The sequence below is a fragment of the Pseudomonas paraglycinae genome, from assembly GCF_021601625.1.
In the GTDB taxonomy this organism is placed as follows: Bacteria; Pseudomonadota; Gammaproteobacteria; order Pseudomonadales; family Pseudomonadaceae; genus Aquipseudomonas; species Aquipseudomonas paraglycinae.
Window position 1 is genome coordinate 115,355 of the sequence record NZ_BQHR01000007.1, and the last position, 24,493, is coordinate 139,847.

The 24,493-nt window shown below is 61.4% G+C and carries 26 protein-coding genes; 1 reads left to right on the plus strand and 25 read right to left on the minus strand.

Annotation, left to right across the window (positions count from 1 at the left end; genetic code table 11):
- Positions 1–13: 13 nt before the first annotated feature.
- The 6 genes from L6D82_RS12425 to flhA form a co-directional block, all read right to left on the minus strand.
- Positions 14–802 (minus strand): protein phosphatase CheZ, encoded by a 789-nt coding sequence (locus tag L6D82_RS12425; protein ID WP_085747101.1) that lies wholly within the window; start codon positions 800–802, stop codon positions 14–16.
- An 18-nt stretch (positions 803–820) separates the two neighbouring features.
- Positions 821–1,192, minus strand: coding sequence for a chemotaxis response regulator CheY (locus L6D82_RS12430; protein WP_003183998.1), 372 nt, complete (start codon positions 1,190–1,192; stop codon positions 821–823).
- 167 nt (positions 1,193–1,359) lie between these two features.
- Positions 1,360–2,100 (minus strand): RNA polymerase sigma factor FliA, encoded by a 741-nt coding sequence (gene fliA / locus L6D82_RS12435; RefSeq protein WP_011333070.1) that lies wholly within the window; start codon positions 2,098–2,100, stop codon positions 1,360–1,362.
- Entirely contained in the window at positions 2,097–2,927 is an 831-nt protein-coding gene (gene fleN / locus L6D82_RS12440) for a flagellar synthesis regulator FleN (protein WP_003222917.1), read from the minus strand. Before fleN ends, fliA begins: the two co-directional genes overlap by 4 nt.
- Before the next feature lie 113 nt (positions 2,928–3,040).
- Positions 3,041–4,381 carry a flagellar biosynthesis GTPase FlhF gene (gene flhF, locus L6D82_RS12445; protein ID WP_007951958.1) on the minus strand — a complete coding sequence of 447 codons (1,341 nt, stop codon included), beginning with the start codon at positions 4,379–4,381 and terminating at the stop codon, positions 3,041–3,043.
- Between the two features lie 11 nt (positions 4,382–4,392).
- Positions 4,393–6,522 carry a flagellar biosynthesis protein FlhA gene (gene flhA / locus L6D82_RS12450; RefSeq protein ID WP_236189208.1) on the minus strand — a complete coding sequence of 710 codons (2,130 nt, stop codon included), beginning with the start codon at positions 6,520–6,522 and terminating at the stop codon, positions 4,393–4,395.
- 527 nt (positions 6,523–7,049) lie between these two features.
- Here flhA and L6D82_RS12455 point away from each other — a divergent pair.
- Positions 7,050–7,424: a DUF6124 family protein gene (locus L6D82_RS12455; RefSeq protein WP_102686051.1), complete on the plus strand. Its 375-nt coding sequence runs from the start codon at positions 7,050–7,052 to the stop codon at positions 7,422–7,424.
- Between the two features lie 119 nt (positions 7,425–7,543).
- Here L6D82_RS12455 and flhB read toward each other — a convergent pair whose 3' ends face one another.
- The 19 genes from flhB to L6D82_RS12550 all read right to left on the minus strand — a co-directional run bounded on the left by flhB (position 7,544) and on the right by L6D82_RS12550 (position 24,489).
- Entirely contained in the window at positions 7,544–8,683 is a 1,140-nt protein-coding gene (gene flhB / locus L6D82_RS12460) for a flagellar biosynthesis protein FlhB (protein WP_236189211.1), read from the minus strand.
- A 3-nt stretch (positions 8,684–8,686) separates the two neighbouring features.
- Positions 8,687–9,472 carry a flagellar biosynthetic protein FliR gene (fliR, locus tag L6D82_RS12465; protein WP_007951952.1) on the minus strand — a complete coding sequence of 262 codons (786 nt, stop codon included), beginning with the start codon at positions 9,470–9,472 and terminating at the stop codon, positions 8,687–8,689.
- A gap of 3 nt (positions 9,473–9,475) precedes the next feature.
- Entirely contained in the window at positions 9,476–9,745 is a 270-nt protein-coding gene (gene fliQ, locus L6D82_RS12470; protein WP_007951951.1) for a flagellar biosynthesis protein FliQ, read from the minus strand.
- Positions 9,742–10,500 (minus strand): flagellar type III secretion system pore protein FliP, encoded by a 759-nt coding sequence (gene fliP, locus L6D82_RS12475; RefSeq protein ID WP_236189221.1) that lies wholly within the window; start codon positions 10,498–10,500, stop codon positions 9,742–9,744. The genes fliQ and fliP overlap by 4 nt, the downstream gene beginning before the upstream one ends.
- A complete protein-coding gene (gene fliO / locus L6D82_RS12480) occupies positions 10,500–10,958 on the minus strand; it encodes a flagellar biosynthetic protein FliO (RefSeq protein WP_085747106.1) in 459 nt (152 codons plus the stop codon). The genes fliP and fliO overlap by 1 nt, the downstream gene beginning before the upstream one ends.
- Positions 10,959–11,417 (minus strand): flagellar motor switch protein FliN, encoded by a 459-nt coding sequence (gene fliN, locus L6D82_RS12485; protein ID WP_007951948.1) that lies wholly within the window; start codon positions 11,415–11,417, stop codon positions 10,959–10,961.
- A gap of 57 nt (positions 11,418–11,474) precedes the next feature.
- A complete protein-coding gene (gene fliM / locus L6D82_RS12490) occupies positions 11,475–12,443 on the minus strand; it encodes a flagellar motor switch protein FliM (RefSeq protein WP_003222890.1) in 969 nt (322 codons plus the stop codon).
- Positions 12,444–12,452: 9 nt separating this feature from the next.
- The gene (fliL, locus tag L6D82_RS12495) at positions 12,453–12,956 is read right to left on the minus strand and encodes a flagellar basal body-associated protein FliL (RefSeq protein ID WP_085666707.1); all 504 of its coding nucleotides are present in this window, start codon (positions 12,954–12,956) and stop codon (positions 12,453–12,455) included.
- A gap of 297 nt (positions 12,957–13,253) precedes the next feature.
- On the minus strand, positions 13,254–14,615 hold the full coding sequence (locus L6D82_RS12500) for a flagellar hook-length control protein FliK (protein ID WP_236189230.1): 1,362 nt from the start codon (positions 14,613–14,615) through the stop codon (positions 13,254–13,256).
- Between the two features lie 105 nt (positions 14,616–14,720).
- On the minus strand, positions 14,721–15,068 hold the full coding sequence (locus tag L6D82_RS12505; protein ID WP_102686047.1) for an Hpt domain-containing protein: 348 nt from the start codon (positions 15,066–15,068) through the stop codon (positions 14,721–14,723).
- A gap of 30 nt (positions 15,069–15,098) precedes the next feature.
- Positions 15,099–16,802: an ATP-binding SpoIIE family protein phosphatase gene (locus L6D82_RS12510; RefSeq protein WP_102717469.1), complete on the minus strand. Its 1,704-nt coding sequence runs from the start codon at positions 16,800–16,802 to the stop codon at positions 15,099–15,101.
- A gap of 5 nt (positions 16,803–16,807) precedes the next feature.
- Positions 16,808–17,107 carry an STAS domain-containing protein gene (locus L6D82_RS12515; RefSeq protein WP_011333053.1) on the minus strand — a complete coding sequence of 100 codons (300 nt, stop codon included), beginning with the start codon at positions 17,105–17,107 and terminating at the stop codon, positions 16,808–16,810.
- 102 nt (positions 17,108–17,209) lie between these two features.
- Positions 17,210–17,659, minus strand: a complete 450-nt coding sequence (gene fliJ, locus L6D82_RS12520; RefSeq protein WP_007951935.1) for a flagellar export protein FliJ — start codon at positions 17,657–17,659, stop codon at positions 17,210–17,212.
- 6 nt (positions 17,660–17,665) lie between these two features.
- Positions 17,666–19,024, minus strand: coding sequence for a flagellar protein export ATPase FliI (gene fliI / locus L6D82_RS12525; protein ID WP_085605786.1), 1,359 nt, complete (start codon positions 19,022–19,024; stop codon positions 17,666–17,668).
- Complete coding sequence (gene fliH / locus L6D82_RS12530) at positions 19,014–19,820, minus strand: flagellar assembly protein FliH (RefSeq protein ID WP_102686045.1); 807 nt, start codon at positions 19,818–19,820, stop codon at positions 19,014–19,016. Before fliH ends, fliI begins: the two co-directional genes overlap by 11 nt.
- Before the next feature lie 4 nt (positions 19,821–19,824).
- On the minus strand, positions 19,825–20,844 hold the full coding sequence (gene fliG, locus L6D82_RS12535) for a flagellar motor switch protein FliG (protein WP_007958288.1): 1,020 nt from the start codon (positions 20,842–20,844) through the stop codon (positions 19,825–19,827).
- Positions 20,837–22,624, minus strand: coding sequence for a flagellar basal-body MS-ring/collar protein FliF (gene fliF, locus L6D82_RS12540; RefSeq protein ID WP_007958290.1), 1,788 nt, complete (start codon positions 22,622–22,624; stop codon positions 20,837–20,839). The genes fliG and fliF overlap by 8 nt, the downstream gene beginning before the upstream one ends.
- 15 nt (positions 22,625–22,639) lie before the next feature.
- Positions 22,640–22,969, minus strand: coding sequence for a flagellar hook-basal body complex protein FliE (gene fliE, locus L6D82_RS12545; protein WP_007958292.1), 330 nt, complete (start codon positions 22,967–22,969; stop codon positions 22,640–22,642).
- 128 nt (positions 22,970–23,097) lie between these two features.
- Positions 23,098–24,489: a sigma-54-dependent transcriptional regulator gene (locus L6D82_RS12550; protein ID WP_102717486.1), complete on the minus strand. Its 1,392-nt coding sequence runs from the start codon at positions 24,487–24,489 to the stop codon at positions 23,098–23,100.
- Between the last annotated feature and the right edge of the window lie 4 nt (positions 24,490–24,493).

Consider the following 24,493-nt stretch of genomic DNA (forward strand, 5'->3'; position numbering starts at 1 on the left):
AACCCAAAAAAACTCAAAATCCAAGGCTGGATAGCAAATCGTCCACATCGTCCTGACCGGACACAACGTCTTCTCGTTTATCGGCATGAATCTGCGGACCTTCACCCTGCGAGAGATGTTTTTGTGGATCTTTTTCAGCAAGCATCGCCGCACGGTCATGTTCGATGCCCGCAAAGCGGTCCACCTGGCTGGCCATGAGCACGAGCTTGAGCAGGTTGCTTTCGACTTCGGTGACCAATTGGGTCACGCGCTTGATCACCTGGCCGGTGAGGTCCTGGTAATCCTGGGCGAGCAGAATGTCGTTCAGATTGCTCGACACCGCGCGGTTGTCCGCGCTGCTGCGTGCCAGAAAACCGTCGACCCGGCGCGCCAGTTCACGGAACTCTTCAGCCCCGACCTCACGGCGCATGAAGCGGCCCCAATCGGCGCTCAAGGCCTGGGCTTCGTCAGCCAGGCCATTGACCACAGGGGTCGCGCTTTCCACCAGATCCATGGTGCGGTTGGCGGCAGCTTCGGTCAGTTTGACCACGTAGCTCAGGCGCTCGGTAGCGTCGGTGATTTGCGACACTTCCTCAGCCTGCGGCATGTGCGGATCGATCTGGAAATTGACGATCGCACTGTGCAGTTCACGCGTGAGCTTGCCCACTTCCTGGTACAGGCCACGGTCACGGGTCTGATTGAGCTCATGGATCAGTTGCACAGCGTCGCCGAACTTGCCTTTTTCAAGGCTCTCGACCAGTTCGACCGCGTGTTTTTTCAGGGTCGACTCAAAATCGCCCTGTGAAGATTCGTTATGCTCCATAGCTCCCCCGCGCGTTCATCAGCCGATGCGTTCGAAAATCTTCTCGATTTTTTCTTTCAACGCCTGGGCCGTGAAAGGTTTGACCACGTAGCCGTTAACGCCGGCCTGGGCCGCTTCGATGATCTGCTCGCGCTTGGCTTCAGCGGTCACCATCAGCACTGGCAGGTGCTTGAGCTTTTCATCGGCACGCACGTGGCGCAGCAGGTCGATACCGGTCATGCCGGGCATGTTCCAGTCGGTCACCAGAAAGTCGATGCTGCCGCTGTTGAGTACCGGAATGGCAGTGGTGCCATCGTCGGCTTCAACGGTGTTGGTGAACCCCAGATCACGCAACAGGTTCTTGATGATCCGCCGCATCGTTGAGAAGTCATCAACGATGAGGATTTTCATGTCTTTGTTCAATTCGACCTCCAAGCAGTCTTAAACGCGCCCAGCACCTGGACGCGCCATTTCAATCAATCCGGCAAAACACTCGATGACTGTCTGGAGCACAACAGATCGAGACCGGTGCCGTTCACCACCGCACCAGCCTCGTTCGCAGTGTCCCCACACTGCCTTCAGCGCGCTCGCCACTCCCCCAAACGCCCCCGCAAGCGGGCCGCGCACTGGCTGTGTAACTGGCTGACCCGCGATTCACTGACGCCAAGGACTTCACCGATCTCCTTGAGGTTCAGCTCTTCGTCGTAGTACAGCGCCAACACCAGTCGCTCACGCTCCGGCAAATTGGCAATCGCGTCCGCCAGCGCGGCCTGGAAACGTTCGTCTTCCAGATCGCGCGACGGCTCCAGATGAGCACTGGCGCCATCCTCGTGCAGCCCTTCGTGTTCGCCGTCCTGCAACAGGTCGTCGAAACTGAACAGCCGGCTGCCCAGGGTGTCGTTCAAAATCCCGTAGTAATCGTCGAGACTCAATTGGAGTTCGGCCGCAACTTCGTGATCTTTAGCGTCACGGCCGGTTTTAGCTTCAATCGAGCGAATTGCGTCGCTGACCATACGGGTATTGCGGTGAACCGAGCGTGGCGCCCAGTCCCCCTTACGGACTTCATCGAGCATCGCACCGCGGATCCGGATGCCCGCGTACGTTTCAAAACTGGCGCCCTTGCTGGCGTCGTATTTGGTCGAGACTTCGAGCAGGCCGATCATCCCGGCCTGGATCAGGTCTTCGACCTGCACACTGGCCGGCAATCGCGCCAGCAAGTGGTAGGCGATGCGTTTGACCAGTGGCGCGTAACGCTCGATCAGCTCGTACTGCGCGTCACGCGCCGACTTCTTGTAGAAATTCATACCGCTGGCGGTCATAGCACAGGTCCTGCCGTTTGCTGCACGAGGCGCTCGACGAAAAATTCGAGGTGGCCGCGCGGGTTGGCGGGCAGCGGCCAGGTGTCGACCTTCTGTGCGATCGCCTTGAACGCCAGTGCGCACTTGGAACGCGGGAAGGCTTCATAGACCGCACGCTGCTTCTGCACCGCCTTGCGCACGCTTTCGTCGTAGGGCACCGCGCCGACGTATTGTAGGGCGACGTCGAGGAAGCGATCCGTGACCTTGGTCAACTTGGCGAACAGATTGCGACCTTCCTGCGGGCTCTGGGCCATGTTGGCCAGGACGCGGAAGCGATTCATGCCGTAATCGCGGTTCAGCAGTTTGATCAGCGCGTAGGCGTCGGTGATCGAGGTCGGCTCGTCACAGACCACCAGCAACACTTCCTGGGCTGCGCGAACGAAACTGACTACCGAGTCACCAATACCCGCAGCGGTGTCGATCACCAGTACGTCGAGATTGTCGCCGATGTCGCTGAACGCCTGAATCAGGCCGGCATGCTGGGCCGGGCTCAGGTGAACCATGCTCTGGGTGCCGGAAGCGGCCGGCACGATGCGGATCCCGCCGGGGCCTTGCAACAGCACGTCGCGCAGCTCGCAGCGGCCTTCGATCACGTCGGCCAGGGTGCGTTTGGGTGTGAGGCCCAGCAGAACGTCGACGTTCGCCAGCCCCAGGTCGGCGTCCAGCAGCATGACCCGACGGCCAAGCTCTGCCAGCGCCAGGGACAAGTTCACTGACACATTAGTCTTGCCGACGCCACCTTTGCCGCCGGTCACCGCGATCACCTGTACGGGATGCATGCTGCCCATGTTATTTCTTTACCTTGTCTTGCATAGACGGAGGCCACATTACTGGCTGCGCGTTCACAACCGGAACAATGCATGGCAGACCATCGATGTAGGTACAAAAACGGTTCATTACCTCAGCCAACCTGCTTGGTCGGACTGTGGTAGATATCAGCGAACATGTCAGCCATGGCTTCTTCGCTGGGTTCTTCCTGCATTTGCACACTGACGGCGCGGCTGACCAGTTGATGACGGCGCGGCAGATGCAGATCATCCGGAATACGCGGCCCATCGGTCAGGTAGGCGACCGGCAGTTCGTGACTGATCGCCAGGCTCAGCACTTCGCCAAGGCTGGCCGTCTCATCCAGTTTAGTCAGGATGCAGCCGGCCAGCCCGCAACGCTTGTAACTGTGATAAGCGGCGGTTAGAACCTGTTTCTGGCTGGTGGTTGCCAGGACCAGATAATTTTTTGAGCGAATGCCACGACCAGCCAGACTTTCCAGCTGCATGCGCAGGGCCGGATCGCTGGCTTGCAGGCCGGCGGTGTCGATCAGCACCACGCGTTTGCGCAGCAGTGGATCCAGCGCCTGCACCAGGGACTGGCCCGGATCGACGTGGGTCACCGACACGTTGAGGATGCGACCCAGAGTCTTGAGCTGCTCCTGCGCGCCGATACGGAAACTGTCCATGCTCACCAGCGCGATGTTCTGCGCGCCGTACTTGAGCACGTAGCGGGCGGCCAGTTTGGCCAGCGTGGTGGTCTTGCCCATGCCGGCAGGACCGACCATGGCAATCACCCCACCCTCTTCCAGCGGCTCGACTTCCGGTACGGCAATCATTCGTGCCAGGTGCGCCAGCAGCATGCGCCAGGCCTGACGAGGTTCGTCAATCTCGGTGATCATCGACAGCAGATCACGGGACAGCGGGCCGGACAAACCGATGCGTTGCAGACGACGGTACAGATTGGCCTGGGCCGGACGGCTGCCTTGCAGCTGGTTCCAGGCCAGGGTGCCGAGTTGCACTTCCATCAGTTCGCGAAGGCTGTTGAGTTCGAAACGCATCGAATCCAGCGCACGCGGATCAACGCCAGCGGAAACCGCTGCAGGCGCCGGTGCCGGACGGGCCGGAGCTTCGTAGGTCGGTTCGGTCAGCGGCTCGGCAGCGGTCAGCGGCAGGCCGGCCGTCAACGGCAGCCCGGCGAACAACTGGCGATTGGTGTTGCCGTCGGCTTCGCCACGCAGGCTCAGTTCGGCCTGGGCGGTAACGATGCGCGACTGGGTCTTGCGCAGCTCATCCTCGAGTTCCATGTTCGGAACACGCGGGGCCAGCGCCGACAGTTTGTAATCGAGCGCCGCCGTCAGCTCGACGCCGCCGGCGATGCGGCGGTTGCCAATGATGGCGGCATCAGCGCCCAGCTCATCACGAACCAGCTTCATGGCCTGACGCATATCGGCGGCGAAAAAACGCTTAACTTGCATAAACCACTACCTCAGCCGTTGGGCCCTACTGTCGCAACGATGGTCACTTGCTTGTTGTCCGGAATTTCCTGGTAGGCCAGCACATGCAGTCCGGGAACTGCCAGGCGACCAAAGCGCGAGAGCATCGCGCGAACCGGGCCTGCTACCAACAGGATCACCGGCTGACCTTGCATTTCCTGGCGCTGCGCCGCTTCGATCAGTGAACGCTGCAGCTTCTCGGCCATGCTCGGCTCCAGCAGAACGCCCTCTTCCGAGCCTTGTCCTGCCTTCTGCAGACTATTGAGCAATATTTGTTCCAACCTTGGCTCCAGCGTGATAACTGGCAGCTCCGACTCAGTCCCTACAATGCTTTGGACGATGGCACGGGATACGCCGACCCGCACAGCAGCCACCAAAGCGGCGGTATCTTGACTCTTGGCGGCATTGTTGGCGATGGCCTCGGCAATGCTGCGGATATCGCGCACCGGCACGTGTTCGGCCAGCAACGCCTGCAATACTTTGAGCAACTGCGACAGCGTGACCACGCCCGGCACCAGCTCTTCGGCCAGTTTCGGCGAGCTCTTGGCCAGCAATTGCATCAATTGCTGCACTTCTTCGTGGCCGATCAGCTCGCTGGAGTGCTTGTACAGAATCTGGTTCAAGTGGGTCGCAACCACGGTGCTGGCATCGACCACGGTGTAACCGAGCGATTGCGCCTGGGCACGCTGGCTGACCTCGATCCACACCGCCTCCAGGCCGAAAGCCGGATCTTTGGCGGTAATGCCGTTGAGCGAGCCGTAGACCTGTCCCGGGTTGATCGCCAGTTCGCGATCCGGGTAGATCTCGGCCTCGGCCAGGATCACGCCCATCAGAGTCAGGCGATAGGCGCTCGGCGCCAGATCGAGGTTGTCGCGGATGTGCACGGTCGGCATCAGGAAGCCCAGATCCTGCGAGAGCTTCTTGCGCACGCCCTTGATCCGCGCCAGCAATTGTCCGCCCTGGTTGCGATCCACCAACGGAATCAGGCGGTAGCCGACTTCCAGGCCGATCATGTCGATCGGGGTCACGTCGTCCCAGCCCAGCTCCTTGGTTTCCATGGCGCGGGCCGGCGACGGCAGCAGTTCCTGTTGACGTTTGACCTCTTCCAGCGCGACGACCTTGGCCACGTTCTGCTTCTTCCAGAACAGGTAAGCGCCACCGGCAGCCAGTGCAGCCATGGTCAGGAACGAGAAGTGCGGCATGCCCGGCACCAGGCCCATGACCGCCATCAGACCGGCAGCCACCGCCAGCGCTTTGGGCGAGGCGAACATCTGGCGATTGATTTGCTTGCCCATGTCTTCCGAACCGGAAGCACGGGTCACCATGATCGCTGCAGCTGTAGATAACAACAGTGATGGCAATTGCGCCACTAAACCGTCACCGATGGTCAGCAAGGCGTAAACCTTGCCGGCGTCGGCGAACGTCATGTTGTGCTGGAAGATACCGACGGCCATACCGCCGATCAGGTTGATGAACAGAATCAGCAGGCCGGCGATGGCGTCACCGCGCACGAACTTGCTGGCACCGTCCATCGAACCGTAGAACTCGGCCTCTTGGGCCACTTCCTGACGACGGGCCTTGGCCTGCGCCTGGTCGATCAGACCGGCGTTGAGGTCGGCGTCGATCGCCATTTGCTTGCCGGGCATCGCATCGAGGGTGAAGCGCGCGCTCACCTCGGAGATCCGGCCGGCACCCTTGGTCACCACGACGAAGTTGATGATCATCAAGATCGCGAAAACCACGATACCGACCACGTAGTTACCGCCGATCACCACCTCACCGAAGGCCTGGATCACCTTACCGGCAGCGGCGTGGCCATCCTGACCGTGGAGCATCACCACCCGCGTCGACGCCACGTTCAGCGCCAGTCGCAACAGCGTCGCTACCAGCAGGATCGTCGGGAACACCGCGAAATCCAGCGGCCGCAAGGCGTATACGCAGACCAGCAGCACGACGATCGACAGGGCAATGTTGAAGGTGAAGAACACGTCGAGCAGGAACGGCGGCACCGGCAACATCATCATCGCCAGCATGACCAGCAGCAACAGCGGCACACCCAGATTGCCTCGACTGAGGTCGGCAACATTCGAGCGAGCAGTGTTGAATAACTGAGAGCGATCCACCGGTTTTCCCCGTTCCTTTAAAGCAAACTTTTGACGCCCGAAGCAGGCGCACGGCGGCTACTGCAAGAAGCCTTCCAACTTTTGCCGATGATTGAAACAGAGGGGTTCGGGCGTGGTTTTTCTGCTGGGCGGGATGCCGCTTTCGCAAGAAGTCAGCAAAAAGTGTCTTTTAAACTCGGGTGTTTAAAAGACACCTTCAGACACGCCTTACAGGCTACGAATCCTTGCGCCGTTGCCTACGGCTACGCCAGAATCCGCCGGCTTGTGCGCTGTGGGGTCGGGTTCTATTGTGGATCTGTCGCTGACGAATCAGCGATCGGGTTTAGCGACTCGGTTCGAATTAAAGGTGCGCCAGCGTTCCAGGCTTCGTTGCGGATCTGTATGTCTGCAATTTCGTTATGGTGGCTGTATGCGGGAGACCCTTGCGGTCTGCCGGGTGCCTTTGACCGGTTCGCTAACCTGCGTACAGCCGCCACCCTTCCTGTTTAGCGACTGGATTTGGCGGCTCCACCCAAAGGAGCTTCACCATGATCAAACCCACACCCAACCCACCCGAAACCGACCCTGCCTCGCCCTACGAATCCGCAGATTCCAGAAAGCTTCACGAAGCCGCCGACCGCGCCCTCGATCACTACCTCTGCCCGCCCGGCTCCACGCCACCACCGCGCAAGAACCGCAGAATGTACGCCGTCACCGCGGACTTCAAAAACGAAGAGCTGCTGGCCGATGCCTGCGAAACCCTCGCCTCGGCCAGAACCATCGTCAATGACTTCACCCACCTCATGCCCGCCTCCCAGCGCAGGACATTGGTGGGTATTGCGCAACTGATCATGCTCGGGGAACTGGCAGTGAATCGGGTGCTGGATAATCTGGAAATACCGTCGACGCAGACTTCCGCGTAAAGGCTTGAGAGATGTGTCGTGGCGGCTGACGCCTTCGCGAGCAGGCAACACAGGTCATCAGGCATAAAAAAACCGCCACCGGATTCAACCGGATGGCGGTTTTTTTTGCTTCATCACGATCAGGAATCGCGCCGCAAATCCGGCGGGATCGGCAGATCGTCCTTGAGCGGTTCCGGGAACTTGCCCTTGCCCGCGCGGTGCTGGCGGATCTGGTAGACGTACGCCAGCACCTGGGCGACCGCCAGGTACAGGCCGCCGGGGATTTCTTCTTCCAGCTCCGTGGAGTAGTAGATCGAACGCGCCAGCGCCGGCGATTCGAGGAGCATGACGTTGTTGGCCACGGCGACTTCGCGGATCTTCAGCGCCAGGAAGTCGCTGCCCTTGGCCAGCAGCATCGGCGCCCCGCCCTTCTCGGCGTCGTACTTGAGCGCCACGGCGTAGTGGGTCGGGTTGGTGATGACCACGTCGGCATCCGGAATCGCCGCCATCATCCGCCGTTGCGACATCTCGCGCTGAACCTGGCGAATGCGCTGCTTGACCTCTGGCCGACCTTCCTGGTCCTTGTGCTCGTCGCGCACTTCCTGCTTGGTCATCTTGAGCTTCTTGATGCTCTCCCAGATCTGCACGGGCACGTCGACGGCGGCGATGATGATCAACCCGCAGGCCAGCCACAGAGAGCTCCAGCCCACCAGTTGCAAGCTGTGAATGATCGCCCGGTCCAGCGGCTCGTGGGCGATGCGCAGCAGATCGTCGATGTCCGCATTGAGCACCACCAGCGCCACACCCAGCGTGATGAGAAACTTGGCCAGCGCCTTGAGCAGCTCGACCACAGCCTTCATCGAGAACATCCGCTTGAGGCCCGCCGCCGGGTTCATCCGGCTGAACTTGGGTGCCAGCGAACCGGCGGCGAACAGCCAGCCGCCCAGCGCAATCGGTCCGAGGAAAGCCGCCAGCAACAGGGTGATCATGATCGGCTGGATCGCCAGCAACGCCTGCAATCCGGAGCTCATCAGGAACGTCGCCATCGAGCGCTCGTCCATGATCACTTCCCGCGACAGCGTGAAGTTCTGGCGCATCAGGTCCATCAATTCCTGCGCCAGCATCCCGCCAAAAATCAGCAGCGCGGCAGAGCCGGCGAGCATGATCGCCAGGGTGTTGAGCTCCTTGGAGCGCGCAATTTCACCCTTTTCCCGGGAGTCCTTTTTGCGCTTCTCCGTGGGGTCTTCTGTTTTGTCCTGACCGCTTTCGCTCTCAGCCATGACTCAGCGCGCCTTTGCCAGTTCGCGTAAAAACTGCAGGGCCTCAGTAGCCAGCGGTTGATACTGATTGAGAATGTCCGCCAACCCGACCCAGACAATGAACAGGCCGAGCACCAGGGTCAGCGGAAAGCCGATGGAGAAAATGTTGAGCTGTGGCGCGGCGCGGGTCATCACACCAAACGCGATGTTGACCACCAGCAGCGCGGTGACTGCCGGCAGCACCAGCAACAACGCGGCGCCCAGCACCCAGCCGAGTTTGCCGGCCAGTTCCCAGTAATGCGTGGTCATCAACCCGCCGCCGACCGGCAGCGTGGTGAAGCTCTCGGTGAGCACTTCGAAGACCACCAGGTGCCCGTTCATCGACAGGAACAGCAAGGTCACCAGCATCGTGAAGAACTGCCCGATCACCGCCACCGACACGCCGTTGGTAGGGTCGATCATAGAAGCGAAGCCCATGCCCATCTGGATCGCGACGATCTGCCCCGCCACCACGAAGGCCTGAAAGAACAACTGCAAGGAGAAGCCCAGCACCGCACCGACGAGGATCTGCTCGGCGATCAGCAGCAGACCGCTGAGGTCCAGCGGGCTGACCGCCGGCATCGCCGGCAGGTTGGGCGTAATCACCACGGTGATCGCAAAGGCGAAGTACAGACGGATCCGCCGGGGCACCAGCGTGGTTCCGAAGACGGGCATCACCATCAACATCGAGGCGACTCGAAACATCGGCAGCATGAACGACGCCACCCAGGTACTGATCTGGGTATCGGTCAACTGAAGCAGCGATTGCATGGCTTAGCCGATGACCATCGGAATGTTTTTGTACAGCTGAGTGATGTATTCCATGAACGTCTGCACCAGCCACGGGCCGGCGACGATCAGCGTGACCAGCATCACCAGCAGACGCGGCAGGAAGCTCAGGGTCTGTTCATTGATCTGGGTCGCGGCCTGGAACATCGACACCAGCAGGCCCACCAACAGACTCGGCACCACCAGAATCGCCACCATCATGGTGGTCAGCCACAGGGCCTCGCGAAAGATGTCGACCGCTACTTCTGGCGTCATGGCGATACACCTCCGAAACTGCTGGCCAGGGTGCCGATGATCAGCGCCCAGCCATCCACCAGCACGAACAGCATGATTTTGAACGGCAGGGAAATGATCAGCGGCGAGAGCATCATCATACCCATCGCCATCAGCACGCTCGCCACCACCAGGTCGATGATCAGGAACGGGATGAAGATCATGAAGCCGATCTGGAACGCGGTCTTCAGTTCAGACGTCACGAAGGCCGGCACCAGAATCGTCAGCGGCGCCTGATCCGGCGTCGCGATGTCGGTGCGTTTGGACAGGCGCATGAACAGCTCAAGATCGCTGGAGCGGGTCTGGGCGAGCATGAAGTCCTTGATCGGCACTTGAGCCTTTTCCACCGCCTGCTGGGCCGTCAGCTTTTCCGCGAGGTACGGCTGCAAGGCATCGCTGTTCACGCGGTCGAATACCGGCGCCATGATGAACAGCGTCAGGAACAGCGCCATGCCGGTGAGGATCTGGTTCGACGGCGTCTGCTGCAAGCCCAGGGCCTGACGCAGGATCGAGAAGACGATGATGATCCGGGTGAAACTGGTCATCAGGATGACGGCGGCCGGAATGAAGCTCAGCGCCGTCATGATCAGCAGGATCTGCAGGCTGACCGAGTACTCCTGCGCGCCCTCGGCGTTGGTGCCCAGGGTGATCGCCGGGATCGACAACGGATCGGCGGCGAATACCAGCGGCGCGGCCAACATCAAGGCCAGGGTCAAGACGATGCGCAACGCACCCATTACTTCTTATCCTTCTGATCCTTGCCGAGGATCTTCAACAGATGCTGGGCAAATTCCGGAGTCGCTTTGTCGGCGGTGCTCGGCACCTCGACCGGCTCTTTGAGCACGTGCAACGCAGTGATGGTTCCGGGGCTGAGACCGAGCAGAATCTGCTCGTTGCCGACCTGCACCAGCATCAGACGGTCACGCGGCCCGAGCGCGCGAGAACCGATCAGCTCGATCACCTGGCCCTTGCCGGCGGGACCTGCCTGCTGCACCCGGCGCAACAGCCAGGCGAGGAAGAAGATCAACCCCAGCACCAGCAACAAACCCAGCACCAGTTGCGTCAGCTGTCCGGCCACGCCGCTGTTGACGGCCGGCGCAGCAGTGGCCGCAGTTGCCGCCACCGGCTCGGCCGCCAGCACGCTGAACGGCAAGGCCAGCGCCAGACCGAACAAAGCCCCCAGAACCTTTTTCACTCAGCGCAGCTTCTTGATGCGTTCGCTCGGGCTGATCACGTCAGTCAGACGGATGCCGAACTTTTCGTTGACCACAACCACTTCACCGTGAGCGATCAGGGTGCCATTGACCAGTACGTCCAGCGGCTCGCCGGCCAGACGATCGAGCTCGATCACCGAACCCTGGTTGAGTTGCAGCAGGTTGCGGATGTTGATGTCGGTGCTGCCCACTTCCATCGAGATCGACACCGGAATGTCGAGAATCACGTCCAGGTTCGGACCGTCGAGGGTCACCGGGTCGTTGTTCTTCGGCACGCTGCCGAACTCTTCCATCGGCAGACGGTTGGAGCTCGAAGCCCCTGCATCGGCGGCCAGCAGCGCGTCGATGTCGGCCTGCCCGGCTTCACCGGTTTCTTCCAGGGCGGCAGCCCATTCATCGGCCAGTGCCTGATCGTCCTGGGTGTTCATATCGTCGTTCATCATTTGTCCTCGGCGGGCAAAAAACCGGTAAAAGAATCAGGGAGTGAGGGCGCCGCTTCAGCGGCGCTCGATCGGCTCGATAACCTGCAACGCAAGGTTGCCTTTGTGCGAGCCCATCTTGACCTTGAAGGCCGGCACGCCGTTGGCGCGCATGATCATGTCTTCCGGCATCTCGACCGGAATCACGTCACCCGGCTGCATGTGCAGGATGTCGCGCAGTTTCAACTGGCGGCGAGCCACGGTGGCACCGATCGGCACGTCGACGTCGAGCACGTCCTGGCGCAGGGCGTTGACCCAGCGCTCGTCCTGGTCGTCGAGGTCCGACTGGAAACCGGCGTCGAGCATTTCGCGCACCGGCTCGATCATCGAGTACGGCATGGTCACGTGCAGGTCGCCGCCACCGCCGTCGAGTTCGATGTGGAAAGTGGAGACCACGATCGCTTCGCTCGGGCCGACGATGTTGGCCATGGCCGGGTTCACTTCCGAGTTGATGTACTCGAAGTTGACTTCCATGATCGCCTGCCAGGCTTCTTTCAAGTCGACGAACGCCTGCTCCAGCACCATGCGCACCACGCGCAGTTCGGTCGGGGTGAATTCACGCCCTTCGATCTTGGCGTGACGGCCATCGCCGCCGAAGAAGTTGTCCACCAGTTTGAACACCAGTTTGGCGTCGAGGATGAACAGCGCGGTGCCGCGCAGGGGTTTGATCTTGACCAGGTTGAGGCTGGTCGGCACGTACAGCGAGTGCACGTATTCGCCGAACTTCATCACCTGTACGCCACCGACGGCAACGTCCGCCGAGCGGCGCAGCATGTTGAACATGCTGATGCGGGTGTAGCGGGCAAAACGCTCGTTGATCATTTCCAGAGTCGGCATGCGTCCACGGACGATGCGATCCTGGCTGGTCAGGTCGTAGCTTTTGACACTGCCGGGTTCGGCAGCGTTATCGGTCTGTACCAGACCATCGTCGACGCCATGCAACAGCGCGTCGATTTCATCCTGGGACAGCAGATCCTGCACGGCCATGTCGTGTTCCTACTGCAGTACGAAATTAGTGAAAAGCAACTGTTCGATCACCACTTTGCCCAGCTCTTTCTGCGCCACTTCCTGGACGCTGGCTGTGGCCTTCTGGCGCAACATCTCCTGACCGACCGGGGTCGCCAGCGTGGCGAAATCCTGACCGGAGAAGAGCATCACCAGGTTGTTGCGGATCACCGGCATGTGCACTTTGAGCGCTTCCAGATCGGCCTGATTGCGCGCCAGCATGGTGATGCTCACCTGCATGTAGCGCTGACGGCCGTTCTGGTTGTAGTTGGCCACGAAGGCCGGCGCCATCGGTTCGAAAATCGCCGGTTGCTTTCCGACCGGGGCCGCTTCGGCGGCCGCCTCGGGCTTGCTCTGGGCGCTGTGCATGAAGAACCAGGTCGCCCCCACGGACGTACCGATGGCCAGCAACAGACCCAGCACGATCATGATGATCAGCTTGAGTTTGCCTTTGGTTGCGGGGTCTTTTACTGCTGCAGCTTCGCTCTTCGCCATGCCAATAATCCGTCACTAATCGGGTTTTCACAGTCGCACGGCAAGGCAAGAGCAAGTGTTATGCCAGAAGTGTCGGGAGTCGTGGTGACAACACTAAAGTCAAAAGCAACCCTCACCCCAGCCCTCTCCCGGAGGGAGAGGGGGCCGATCGAGTTGTCTTTTCGTGATATGTCGACCTGAAGCATCGAGTCGATTTGGATTCAGCTCAAAACAATCAGGTTAGCGAGCATCCGGGCATCCCCCAATCAGTTCCCTCTCCCTCTGGGAGAGGGCTAGGGTGAGGGGCTTTTGATTTGATCAGGCGTAGTAGTCGACGGCGCTGGAGCCGATCACGTGAGTGGCCGTAGCCGCCGCTTCAGCCACGGCTGCCGGCGTCAACTCTTCTTCAGCCGAATCCAGGCGACCGCCGGCAGCGCTGGTGCGACCGCTCTGCCCCTGCTGCGCCTGTTCCTGGCCTTGACCCTGCCAACCACGATTCTGGTCGGACACGTTGACGTCGACCTGCCCCATGCCTTGCTGGTTGAACATGTCGCGCAGGCGGTGCATCTGACCGTCGAGGGCTTCACGCACGCTCGGATGCGCGCTCATGAAGGTTACTTGGGTCTGCTGGTCCGGGACCATGTTCACCCGGATATCCAGACGTCCGAGCTCGGCCGGTTGCAACTGGATGTCAGCCGCCTTCAGGTTGTTGCTCGACAGGTACATGACCCGGTTGACCACTTCTTCGGTCCAGCCGTTCTGGTGCATGGCAATCGGTTGGTTCACCGGCACCGCGTTGGCGGTTTTCGGCGTGGCAGCCTGGGTCAGCGCCGCCAGACGGTTGGCGAAATCATCCACGCGGGTGTCGCTGGTGGCGGTCTTCAGGTCCTTCAGGCCGTCATCGATCAAACCGCTGAACGCCTTTTCACCGCCCTGGCTGGTGCTGTCCTTGTCAGCCTGCACATCGAGCATGCTGGCCATGCCGGCAGCGAAGTTCTGCGCCGAGGTCAATTCGCCGTCAGCCTGAGCCTGGGCCGGGGTGGCCTTGGGCTGGGACTGGCTGGAAGCAGAAATGTGACCACTCTGCTCCATGGCCATGCGCACGGCGGGCAGTGAATCGAGCGGATCCGCCTCGGGGTCGAAAGCCGGGTCAGTGGCCGGCGCCGGATCCTTGACCATACCCGGCAATGCCGCCACGGCAGGTTTGTCGGTTTCCGGTTTTGCGACGGTATCGACGACAGGGGTGGCGGCTACCGGTGCGGTAACGACGGGCTCTACCGCTGCCAGCAGCGCCGGATCCACCGGTGCCGTGTCAACAACAGGAGACGGTGCGGTATCGGCAGTCTCATCATCAGTAGCAGTCTTGTCGTCCGTTGCCGCCGTCGCCGGTTTGTCGGCGGGCAAGGCTTTGCCGCTATCGGCAACCGCCGGCTCCGGGGCGGCAGACTGATCCTTGCCGAGGTCTTTCTTGCCGCTGTTGTCGGCGACCTTGTCACGGGCAGGCTTTGCCGAGTTGTCGACGCTCACCGAGGGCTTGTTCGGGCCTTGATCGGCGAACACCTGAGCGAAGCTGGAGGCCTTGTCCCCGGGCTCTGCGGCCACTGCCGATGATTTGGCGGAGGCAGCTTGCGCCTTGGCCTGGGCGGCGGTCTGAAGAAGAATGTTGGGGCTTGCAGGCATGGCACGGTCTCCGCTGCACTGGGATCGTAGGTACAGTTGGGATAGATGACTGCAAGTGCCGGGCCAGTTTCGTCAGCAATCTGACAAAACCGCCCGACGGCAGAATCAGTGCGTCAGCGAACGCTGCCGCTCGGCGACATAAACGGGCCGCACATCGGCGAATTCGCTATGGATGTCGGCGACCAGTTTGATGATTTCAGAAGGGCTTTTGTCTCTGGCATGCTGTTCCAGCTCCTGGCACAGCACCGCAAGACGGGTTGCACCCATGTTGCTGCTGCTGCCCTTGAAGCTGTGCGCAACGGAAGACAATGCGTCGGCATCGGCAGTCTGCTGCAACTCGCGCAGGCGATTTTCGGAATCGGCGAGGAAGGTATCCAGCAGTTCCGGATAGCTGTCTTCCATCACTTCCCGCAGCACGCTTAGCGCCTCGTGGTCCACATGTGTATCAGCCACTTGTTCACTCCTTGATCAAGAATGCGCGGATTATGCCAGAGCCTCCCAGAAAAACTCCACGCGAGCACTGCGACCATCGTCTGACCAGCTGGCATTACGCGCCAATTGCCGGATCAGACTGACTCCGCGCCCCGACAGACGGACACCGTCGAGCGGCCGCTCCATCACGCGCGAGACATCGAATCCCTGGCCGCTGTCTTCGACCCGCACCACCAGACAACCGCCCTCACCTTCCGGCCGCACCTGCAAATGCACGCGCACGTAACCGTCCTGCAAGGCCTCGAGGCGCGCATTGCGCTGCTCATAATAACGGGCGAAACCCGATGCATCGCGCTTGAGGCTCGAATCCAGGCCCAGCACGCCATGCTCCAGCGCGTTGGAATAAAGCTCGGCCAGCACGCTGTACAGTGCGCCACTCTGCGCCCGCAAGCCATGCACTTCCAGTAGCAACTGCAACAGATAAGGCAACGGATTGAAGCGCTTGAGCGTGGCGCCGCGAAATTCGAAGCTCACCGACCAGTCCAGCGGACAGGACTGGCCACTGTCGGAATACACCGGCGCCGACGGATTAACCTGCGCCATCTCCAGCAGGCTGACCTCGACCATGCTCACATCGTCCCGGGCCTCACCGCGAAAGTCCTGCAACGCCTGCTCGATGTCCTCGAACAGCCGATCCGGCTGGCGATTGGCGGCGAACACCTGGTGCAAGCGCTCGACACCAAACAACTGATCGTTGGCATCGCAGGTGTCGATGACCCCGTCGGAGAGCAGAAACACCCGATCACCCACCGCCATCGAGTGAACCTCGGTGCGGTCATCGAAGGTCTGCGGGCTGAGCACACCCAGCGGCAGATGCCGAGCCGCCAGCGGCTTGCGCTCCCCGGTAGCCAGGCAATGCAGATAACCGTCGGGCATGCCGCCGTTCCAGACTTCCACCGAGCGCCGCTGAAAGCTCAGGCACAACAACGTCGCACAGCAGAACATGTCCACCGGCAGGATGCGCTTGAGCTTGGCGTTCATTTCCCGAAGGGTCTCGGCCAGGCCGTAACCCTTGGCAGTCATGCCATAGAACACCTCGGCCAGCGGCATGGCGCCGACCGCCGCCGGCAAGCCGTGACCGGTGAAGTCACCGAGCAACACATGCATGTCGCCGGCCGGGGTGTACGCTGCCAACAGCAGGTCGCCATTGAACAGCGCATAGGGTGATTGCAGGTAACGGATGTTTGGCGCGCTCAGGCAACCGGAATGCGCGACCTTGTCGAATACAGCCTTGGCGACCCGCTGCTCGTTGAGCAGATAGTCGTGATGCTTGGCGATCAGGTCGCGTTGCTGAAGAACCGTGGCCTGCAAACGCCGCAAGCGATCCATCGCCTTGATTTTGGCGGCGAGAATCACCTGGTTGTAGGGCTTCGCCAGAAAGTCGTCACCGCCAGCCTCAAGGCAGCGGGCCAGCGCTTCACTTTCCGTCAGCGACGTGAGGAAGATGATCGGCACCAGATTCTCACCCGCCAGGTTCTTGATCTGGCGTGCGGCTTCGAACCCGTCCATCACCGGCATCATGGCGTCCATCAGCACCAGATGCGGCTTTTGTCGGATAAATGCCTCGACCGCCTCCGCACCGTGGGTGGCCGTCAGCACTTCATGCCCCTGACGACGGACGATGGTCGACAACAACAGCCGGTCAGCGGCGCTGTCTTCGGCAATCAGGATCGTCAGCGGCTCTTGCGGCTGCATGGCCGTCAACTGATGTCGAACAGTTTGTCGAAGTTGGAGATGGCGAGGATTTTCTTCACGTCGGAACTGCTGTTGACCACGCGGATTTCCGAGTCGTCACCGCCGACATGATCACGCAGCAGAAGCAGCATGCCGAGCGCCGAACTGTCGAGATAGGTCGCCTCTTTGAGGTCGACAATCACCGATTCGGGCTGCTCTTTTTCGTAGGATTGGCGAAATTCCTGATGCTTGGCGAAATCGAATCGCCCCTTGACCGAAATCGTCAGTTTTTTCTTGTCCGCAGACACTTCTGTAACGACTGACATGTACTGGCTTCCTTGTCATTTGACGAACCTGTACAAGGTTTAGCACCTGAAGGGGCCATGGGCAAGGCGCGATGGCGTCGGGATCTGTGCGAGATCTGCCCGTCAAAACGCCTCGTGGCGCGGCAAACGCTGGGACAACTCGTCCAGCAGCTTCTGTTCGCGCTTGTCTTCGGCGCGCTGCGCTTCATCCAGATAACGTTGTACAAGCTTGCGCAGACCTTCGACCCGGGCGAATGCCTGCTGCCAGGCATCGCGGGCCTTGTCCAGATTGTTCTGGTGCCATTGCAGGCTTTGACGCTGCTGATCGACGGCGGTGTCGAGCTGCGCCAGAAAGCCCTGAAAACCCAGCAGCCACTGCCCGGACACGCCCGTGCTGCCGCGTACGATCCACTGCTCGGAGTAATCCAGACGAAAGGCATGCAAGTCGGCGAGCTTGCTCTCGGCCACCTTCACCTGCCCCTGAAAGTAACCCAGGCGCTGCACGGCGGTTTTCTCGGCCTTCTCGGCCATGTCCACCACCGGCGCCAGACGCGCGGCTCGACTCAGGGCCATGACCGGTTACCCGCCGGCCGCCGGGGCGAAAATCGTGCCGAGATACGCTTCGCTTTCACCCAGGCTGATGTTGTCGTTGAGACCCTGACGCAGGTATCTGACCAGTTGCGGCTGCAGATTGATGGCAAGGTCAGTCTCGCGGTCACCGCCCGCGACATAGGCGCCGACGCTGATCAGATCGCGACTCTGTTGATAGCGCGACCACAGCTGCTTGAAGTATTGCGCACGCTGCATGTGCTCCGGCGACACCACCGCCGGCATCACCCGGCTGATCGAGGCTTCGATATCGATGGCCGGGTAATGACCCTCTTCGGCCAGGCGTCGCGACAGCACGATGTGGCCGTCGAGCACACCACGCGCCGAGTCGGCGATCGGGTCCTGCTGGTCATCTCCTTCGGACAATACGGTGTAGAACGCGGTGATCGAACCCCCGCCCTTCTCCGCATTACCGGCGCGCTCCACCAGTTTCGGCAATTTGGCAAAAACCGACGGCGGATACCCCTTGGTCGCCGGCGGCTCGCCGATGGCCAGGGCGATTTCCCGCTGGGCCTGGGCGAAACGGGTCAGGGAATCCATCAGCAACAGGACGTTCTTGCCCTTGTCGCGGAAATACTCGGCGATCCGCGTGCAGTACATCGCCGCGCGCAGACGCATCAGCGGCGCATCGTCCGCCGGCGACGCCACCACCACGGAACGCTTGAGGCCTTCTTCACCGAGGATGTGTTCGATGAATTCCTTAACTTCTCGACCCCGCTCACCGATCAGGCCGACGACAATGATGTCGGCCTCGGTGAAGCGGGTCATCATGCCCAGCAGCACCGATTTACCGACACCGGTACCGGCGAACAGACCCAGACGCTGGCCGCGACCGACCGTCAACAAACCGTTGATGCAACGGATGCCGACGTCCAGCGGCACGCTGATCGGGTCACGGTTGAGCGGGTTGATCGTCGGGCCGTCCATCGGCACCCAGTCTTCGGCCTTCATGCCGCCCTTGCCGTCCAGCGCACGTCCGGCGCCGTCGAGCACGCGACCGAGCATGCTCATGCCCATCGGCAGGCGACCGGTGTCGGCCAGCGGCACCACGCGGGCGCCCGGGGCAATGCCAGCCACACTGCCGACCGGCATCAGGAACACCTTGCTGCCGGAGAAGCCCATGACTTCGGCCTCGACCTGGGACGGGTGATAGGTGTCGTCGTTGATCACCATGCAGCGGGTGCCCATGGCGGCGCGCAGGCCTTCGGCTTCAAGCGTCAGGCCGACCATGCGCAGCAGGCGCCCTTCGAGAATCGGCGCACCGGCGATTTCGGTGGCCTCGGCGTAGGTGCTCAGGCGCTTGGCGAAACTGGTGCGTTCAAGGCGCATCGGGGGCGTCCGCGAGCGGCTCTTCTGCGACCGGTGCCGGTTTCGGCGCCTCCGGCAGGTCCAGGCTCAGGTCCGGCGCGGCCGGGTGCAAGGCCTGTTCGTGCAACTGGTCGAACAGCTTGGCCATGACCTGGCTGACGCGGGTTTCAATGCTGGCGTCGATCCGGCTGTGGTCGGTCTCGACCCGGCAACCGCCCGGCAGCAGGGATTCGTCTTCGACGATGCGCCAGGTTTCTTCATGACGTTCGCGCAGGGCTTTGACCTGTTCGAAATCCTGTGGATTGACGTACAGCCGCACATTGCCCACGCCCAGCGGCAGCAGCTTGAGGGCGTCGCGCATGACGTGTTCGATCTGCGTCGAGTCGATGGCCAGTTCGCGCTGAATCACCTGCTTGGCGATGTGCTGCACGAGGTCGACCAGTGACTTTTCGATCTGGGTGTCTTGCTCGGCGATGGGCTCGAACAGGTGGCCCATCAGCTGCTCAAGGCTGTTGACCTTGGCCGTCAGGACCACTTCGGCTTCCTGGCGCACCTTGAGGGTGGCGCTGTGAAAGCCTTCCTTTTCGCCGATGGCGAAGCCCTCGTTGTAGGCCTCCTGACGGATGCTTTCGAGTTCTTCCAGAGTCAGTGGCTGGACCTCTTCCAGCGGCACCTCTTCCATTTCCGGCGGTTCAGGCTCCGGTTCCGGCTCGGGCTCAGGTTTCGGCGGGTCGAAGCTGGGCAACGCCCAAGATTCGAAACCACGGACGTCCCGGGCACGGATCAGGTCCGTCACATCGTCGTCATGCTTGTCCATGGGCTTAGATCATTTCCTCGCCGCCCTTGCCACCAAGCACGATTTCTCCGGCTTCGGCCATACGGCGGGCGATGGTGAGGATTTCCTTCTGCGCGGTCTCCACATCGCTGACGCGCACCGGGCCCTTGGCCTCGAGGTCGTCGCGCAGCAGTTCGGCGGCACGCTTGGACATGTTCTTGAAGATCTTCTCCTTGACGCCTTCGTCCGAACCCTTGAGGGCCAGTACCAGTACGTCGGAAGAGACTTCGCGCAACAGCGCCTGGATCCCGCGGTCGTCGACATCGGCCAGGTTGTTGAACACGAACATGAGGTCTTCGATCTGACCGGACAGGTCTTCGTCGACTTCGCGGATCGAGTCCATGAGCTGGCCTTCGATCGAGCTGTCGAGGAAGTTCATGATGTCCGCCGCCCGCTTGATGCCACCCAGGGTGGTGCGCGAGGCGTTCGAGTTGCCGGAGAACTGCTTCTCGAGAATCTGGTTCAATTCTTTCAGCGCGGCCGGCTGCACGGTGTTCAACGACGAGACGCGCAGGATGATGTCCAGACGCACCTTGTGGTCGAAGTTGCCCAGCACTTCACCGGCCTGATCCGGATCGAGGTACGCGACCACGATCGCCTGGATCTGCGGGTGCTCGTAACGGATCACGTCGGCAACGGCGCGCGGCTCCATCCATTTCAGGCTGTCGAGGCCACTGGTGTTGCCACCCAGCAGAATGCGGTCGATCAGGCCGTTGGCCTTGTCTTCACCCAGGGCCTGGGTGAGCATTTTGCGCACGTAGTCGTCGGAGCCGACGCCCAGGCTGGTCTGATCGCCGACGATGTCGACGAACTCGCTCATGACCTGCTCGACCTGCTCACGGTGGACGTTGCCCATCTGGGCCATGGCCACGCCGACTCGCTGGACCTCTTTGGGGCCCATGTGGCGCAGCACTTGTGCGGCATCGGTCGAACCCAGGGACAGCAGCAGAATCGCGGCTTTATCGACCCGGGACAGTTTGGCGACGGCGGCTCGGTTATCACTCATCTGCGTTAATCCACTCTTTCACGACCTGGGCCACACGACCCGGGTCTTCTGCCACCAGACTCTTGATTGCGTTCAACTGAGCGTCATAACCCTCGCTCGGGCTCGGCAGCAGAATGCTGGTCGGACCGCCGAGGCTGACGCGATCGTTGGACAGTTCACCATCCAGACCGCCCATGCCACCGAGTTCCATGTCGCCGCCCAGACCCGCCAGCTCCTTGCTTTTGCCGCCACCGGTGATGTTGTTGAGCACCGGACGCAGCACGCCGAACACCAGCACCAGGATGAACAACACACCCAGCACTTGTTTGACGATGTCCCAGAACCATGGCTGGGAGTAGAACGGAATGTCGGCGATCACTTCGCCGCGCTCGGCGGAGAACGGCATGTTGATCACGCTGACGCTGTCGCCACGGCTGGCGTCGAAGCCCACGGCGTCCTGTACCAGACGGGTGAAGCGCGCCAATTCGTCGGCGCTCCACGGCGCGCGGGTGGTTTCACCGTTGGCCGGGTTGATCTTGACCTGATCGTCCACCACCACCGACACCGACAGGCGATTCAGGCGACCTTGCTGCTGTTTGGTGTGGCTGATGGAGCGGTCGAGTTCGAAGTTCTTGGTGGATTGTTGACGCTTGTCCGCCGGGTACGGCGCGAGCATCGGCTGGCCGGTGGCCGGGTCCATGATCTGCTGACCGTTGGCATCAACCAGTGGCTGGCCTGGTTGCACCATGCTCGCCGGGGCGGCTGCGCCACCGGTGGTTTGCGGCGCCGAAGCCGGCGACGGTGGCTGGTTGCTCAGGGCACCCGGCACACCCTGCGGGCCATTGCTGGCGGTGCGTTGTTCGTTGACCGACTGCTCGCTGCGCAGAGCCGGTTGATCCGGGTTGAACTGCTCGGCGGTCGATTCGACAGCACTGAAATCAACGTCTGCCGAGACCTCAGCCTTGTAGCGATCGTTGCCCAGTACCGGTTGCAGAATGTTGTGCACACGCTGGGTGAGCATGCTTTCCATGCGGCGGCTGTAGTCGAACTGCTTGCCGGCCATGGTCATTTCGGAGTTTTCCGCCTGATCCGACAGCAGGTTGCCCTTCTGGTCGACGACGGTGATCTGCGATTTGCTCAGCTCGGGAACGGAGGTTGCCACCAGATTGATGATGGCAACGACCTGGCCTGGCTCCAGCGAACGACCGGAGTACAGCTCGACCAGTACCGAAGCGCTTGGCTTGCGTTCGTCACGCACGAACACCGAACTTTTCGGGATCGCCAGGTGAACGCGCGCGCCCTTGACGTTGTTCAGGCTGGAAATGGTGCGGGCCAGTTCGCCTTCGAGGCCGCGACGATAACGGGTCGCTTCCATGAACTGGCTGGTGCCCAGACCCTGTTCCTTGTCGAGGATTTCAAAACCGATGTTGCCGTCGCTGGGAGTGACACCAGCGGCCGCGAGCTTGAGCCGCGCACGGGACAGGTCATCGGCCTTGACCAGCAAGGCGCCGGAATTCGGTTCGACGGTGTAGGGAATGTCGGCGGAGGCCAGGGTGTCCATGACCTGCTTGGCGTCCATGCCGGCAAGGCTGCCGTACAGAGGCCGGTAGTCCGGTTGCTGCGACCACAGCACCACGGCAAAGCCAATCGCCACGCTCGCGGCCAGGCCGACCAACAGGCCCACCTGACGCAGCACGGTCATCTCGGAGAGGTTTTCCAGGAAGGACAGGCCGAACAACGGCGGTTTGCCGTCTATCGGGGTGGCCTTGGCCGGAACGTTATCGGCGACTGCTTCTGCCATGACTCAATCTCGTCCTTAAACCGGCATCTGCATGATGTCTTGATAAGCCTGAACCAGCTTGTTGCGCACCTGGGTCAAAGCCTGGAACGACACGCTGGCTTTTTGCGAGGCAATCATCACGTCCGTCAGATCGACGCCGCTCTTGCCGATTTCAAATGCGTTGGCCAACTGAGTCGACGCCTGCTGGGTATCACTGACTTTGTTGATGGCCTGACCGAGCATGTCGGAAAAGCTGCTGCCTGCCACTTCAGGGGCAGCGGCAATCGATTTCGGCTTCGACATGGCGTCCATTTGCATGGCCTTCATGTCCATCATCAACCGATTAAATTCAATACCTTGGCTCATGGTCTACTCTCTTGGGCGGCCCGCAATTTTTTGACACTCACTCGGCGGGTACTCAGGTGTTAGCAACAACGGTGCCAGCTCATGGGCACCGCTTTCAGAAAAGCCGTTTCAAACGTTTGCGCCACCCGTCAGGTGGCGAACAGGTAGCCTTCGACATCCATGCCCGCATCGCGCATTTGCGCCAGTTTGTAACGCAGGGTGCGCGGGCTGATGCCGAGTTTTTCGGCGGCTTCCTTGCGTCGACCGCGTTCGGTACGCAGGGTGTCGATGATCATCTGGAACTCGCGGCGACGCAGGTCATCGCCCAGCGCACCGGCCGAATCCGCCTCGATTTCGACTTCACGAATGACCGGCGCAACCGGCACAACCGACGGCAACGGGGCGAACAGCGCAGGCCCGGAGAGACAGAAATCCTGCGGCTGGATCAACCCGCCCTGCTGCAGAATCAAGGCCCGCTGGACCGCGTTATCCAGCTCGCGCACGTTGCCCGGCCACGGATAACCGATCAGGCACGCTTGCGCCTCGGGCGAGAACTTCGCCATCGCGTGCTTCATTTTATTGACGTGTTTGGCCAACAGACGCTCGGCCAGCGGCAGGATATCGGCGGTGCGCTCGCGCAACGGACGCCAGGCCAGCGGAAATACCGACAGACGATAATAGAGGTCTTCACGGAATCGCCCCGCCGCCACTTCACCGGCCAGGTCGCGGTTGGTGGTGGCCACCACGCGAATATCGAGAGTGATCGGCTTGCGTGCGCCGACCCGTTCCACTTCCCGCTCCTGCAACACCCGCAGCAGCTTGGCTTGCAGGCCCAGAGGCATTTCGGAAATTTCATCGAGCAGAATGGTGCCGCCGTCTGCCTGTTCGAACTTGCCGGCCTGGGCCGCGATGGCGCCGGTGAACGAGCCTTTTTCGTGACCGAACAGGGTGGCTTCGAGCATGTTGTCCGGGATCGCCGCACAGTTGATCGCAATGAACGGCTGACTGGCGCGATGGGATTGCTGGTGGATGTAGCGCGCCAGCACTTCCTTGCCGGTGCCGGACTCGCCGGAAATCAGCACGGTGGAATCGCTGCGCGCAACCCGCGCCGCCAGATCCAGCAATTGAGCACTGGCCGGCTCGACCGCGACCGGCCCTTCGGCGTCACTGGCGCCAAGGCTGCCCAAGGCGTGGCGCGCCACCAGATCCAGCAGAGCCTTGGGCTCGAACGGCTTGACCAGATAATCCGCCGCGCCTTGACGCATCGCATCGACCGCGCGCTCGACCGCGCCATGGGCGGTCATCAGCAGCACCGGCAATTGCGGTTGCCGCGCGCGCAGCAGGCCGAGCAATTGATGGCCGTCCATGCCCGGCATGTTGACGTCGCTGACCACCAGACTGAACGCTTCGCGCTCGACGGCGTTCAGCGCCTCTTCGGCCGAACCCACCGCGTGATAGTCGTGACCGGCCAGCAACAGCGTATCGGCCAGCGCTTCGCGCAACGAGCGGTCATCCTCGACCAGCAGAACCTTGATGCCCATGACC

Bases quoted from the DNA above. Each gene is read 5' to 3' on its own strand.
- L6D82_RS12425 (WP_085747101.1), bottom strand. From the start codon at position 802: ATGGAGCATAACGAATCTTCACAGGGCGATTTTGAGTCGACCCTGAAA.
- L6D82_RS12430 (WP_003183998.1), bottom strand. From the start codon at position 1,192: ATGAAAATCCTCATCGTTGATGACTTCTCAACGATGCGGCGGATCATC.
- fliA (WP_011333070.1), bottom strand. From the start codon at position 2,100: ATGACCGCCAGCGGTATGAATTTCTACAAGAAGTCGGCGCGTGACGCG.
- fleN (WP_003222917.1), bottom strand. From the start codon at position 2,927: ATGGGCAGCATGCATCCCGTACAGGTGATCGCGGTGACCGGCGGCAAA.
- flhF (WP_007951958.1), bottom strand. From the start codon at position 4,381: ATGCAAGTTAAGCGTTTTTTCGCCGCCGATATGCGTCAGGCCATGAAG.
- L6D82_RS12455 (WP_102686051.1), top strand. From the start codon at position 7,050: ATGATCAAACCCACACCCAACCCACCCGAAACCGACCCTGCCTCGCCC.
- flhB (WP_236189211.1), bottom strand. From the start codon at position 8,683: ATGGCTGAGAGCGAAAGCGGTCAGGACAAAACAGAAGACCCCACGGAG.
- fliR (WP_007951952.1), bottom strand. From the start codon at position 9,472: ATGCAATCGCTGCTTCAGTTGACCGATACCCAGATCAGTACCTGGGTG.
- fliQ (WP_007951951.1), bottom strand. From the start codon at position 9,745: ATGACGCCAGAAGTAGCGGTCGACATCTTTCGCGAGGCCCTGTGGCTG.
- fliP (WP_236189221.1), bottom strand. From the start codon at position 10,500: ATGGGTGCGTTGCGCATCGTCTTGACCCTGGCCTTGATGTTGGCCGCG.
- fliN (WP_007951948.1), bottom strand. From the start codon at position 11,417: ATGAACGACGATATGAACACCCAGGACGATCAGGCACTGGCCGATGAA.
- fliM (WP_003222890.1), bottom strand. From the start codon at position 12,443: ATGGCCGTGCAGGATCTGCTGTCCCAGGATGAAATCGACGCGCTGTTG.
- fliL (WP_085666707.1), bottom strand. From the start codon at position 12,956: ATGGCGAAGAGCGAAGCTGCAGCAGTAAAAGACCCCGCAACCAAAGGC.
- L6D82_RS12500 (WP_236189230.1), bottom strand. From the start codon at position 14,615: ATGCCTGCAAGCCCCAACATTCTTCTTCAGACCGCCGCCCAGGCCAAG.
- L6D82_RS12510 (WP_102717469.1), bottom strand. From the start codon at position 16,802: ATGCAGCCGCAAGAGCCGCTGACGATCCTGATTGCCGAAGACAGCGCC.
- L6D82_RS12515 (WP_011333053.1), bottom strand. From the start codon at position 17,107: ATGTCAGTCGTTACAGAAGTGTCTGCGGACAAGAAAAAACTGACGATT.
- fliJ (WP_007951935.1), bottom strand. From the start codon at position 17,659: ATGGCCCTGAGTCGAGCCGCGCGTCTGGCGCCGGTGGTGGACATGGCC.
- fliI (WP_085605786.1), bottom strand. From the start codon at position 19,024: ATGCGCCTTGAACGCACCAGTTTCGCCAAGCGCCTGAGCACCTACGCC.
- fliH (WP_102686045.1), bottom strand. From the start codon at position 19,820: ATGGACAAGCATGACGACGATGTGACGGACCTGATCCGTGCCCGGGAC.
- fliG (WP_007958288.1), bottom strand. From the start codon at position 20,844: ATGAGTGATAACCGAGCCGCCGTCGCCAAACTGTCCCGGGTCGATAAA.
- fliF (WP_007958290.1), bottom strand. From the start codon at position 22,624: ATGGCAGAAGCAGTCGCCGATAACGTTCCGGCCAAGGCCACCCCGATA.
- fliE (WP_007958292.1), bottom strand. From the start codon at position 22,969: ATGAGCCAAGGTATTGAATTTAATCGGTTGATGATGGACATGAAGGCC.
- L6D82_RS12550 (WP_102717486.1), bottom strand. From the start codon at position 24,489: ATGGGCATCAAGGTTCTGCTGGTCGAGGATGACCGCTCGTTGCGCGAA.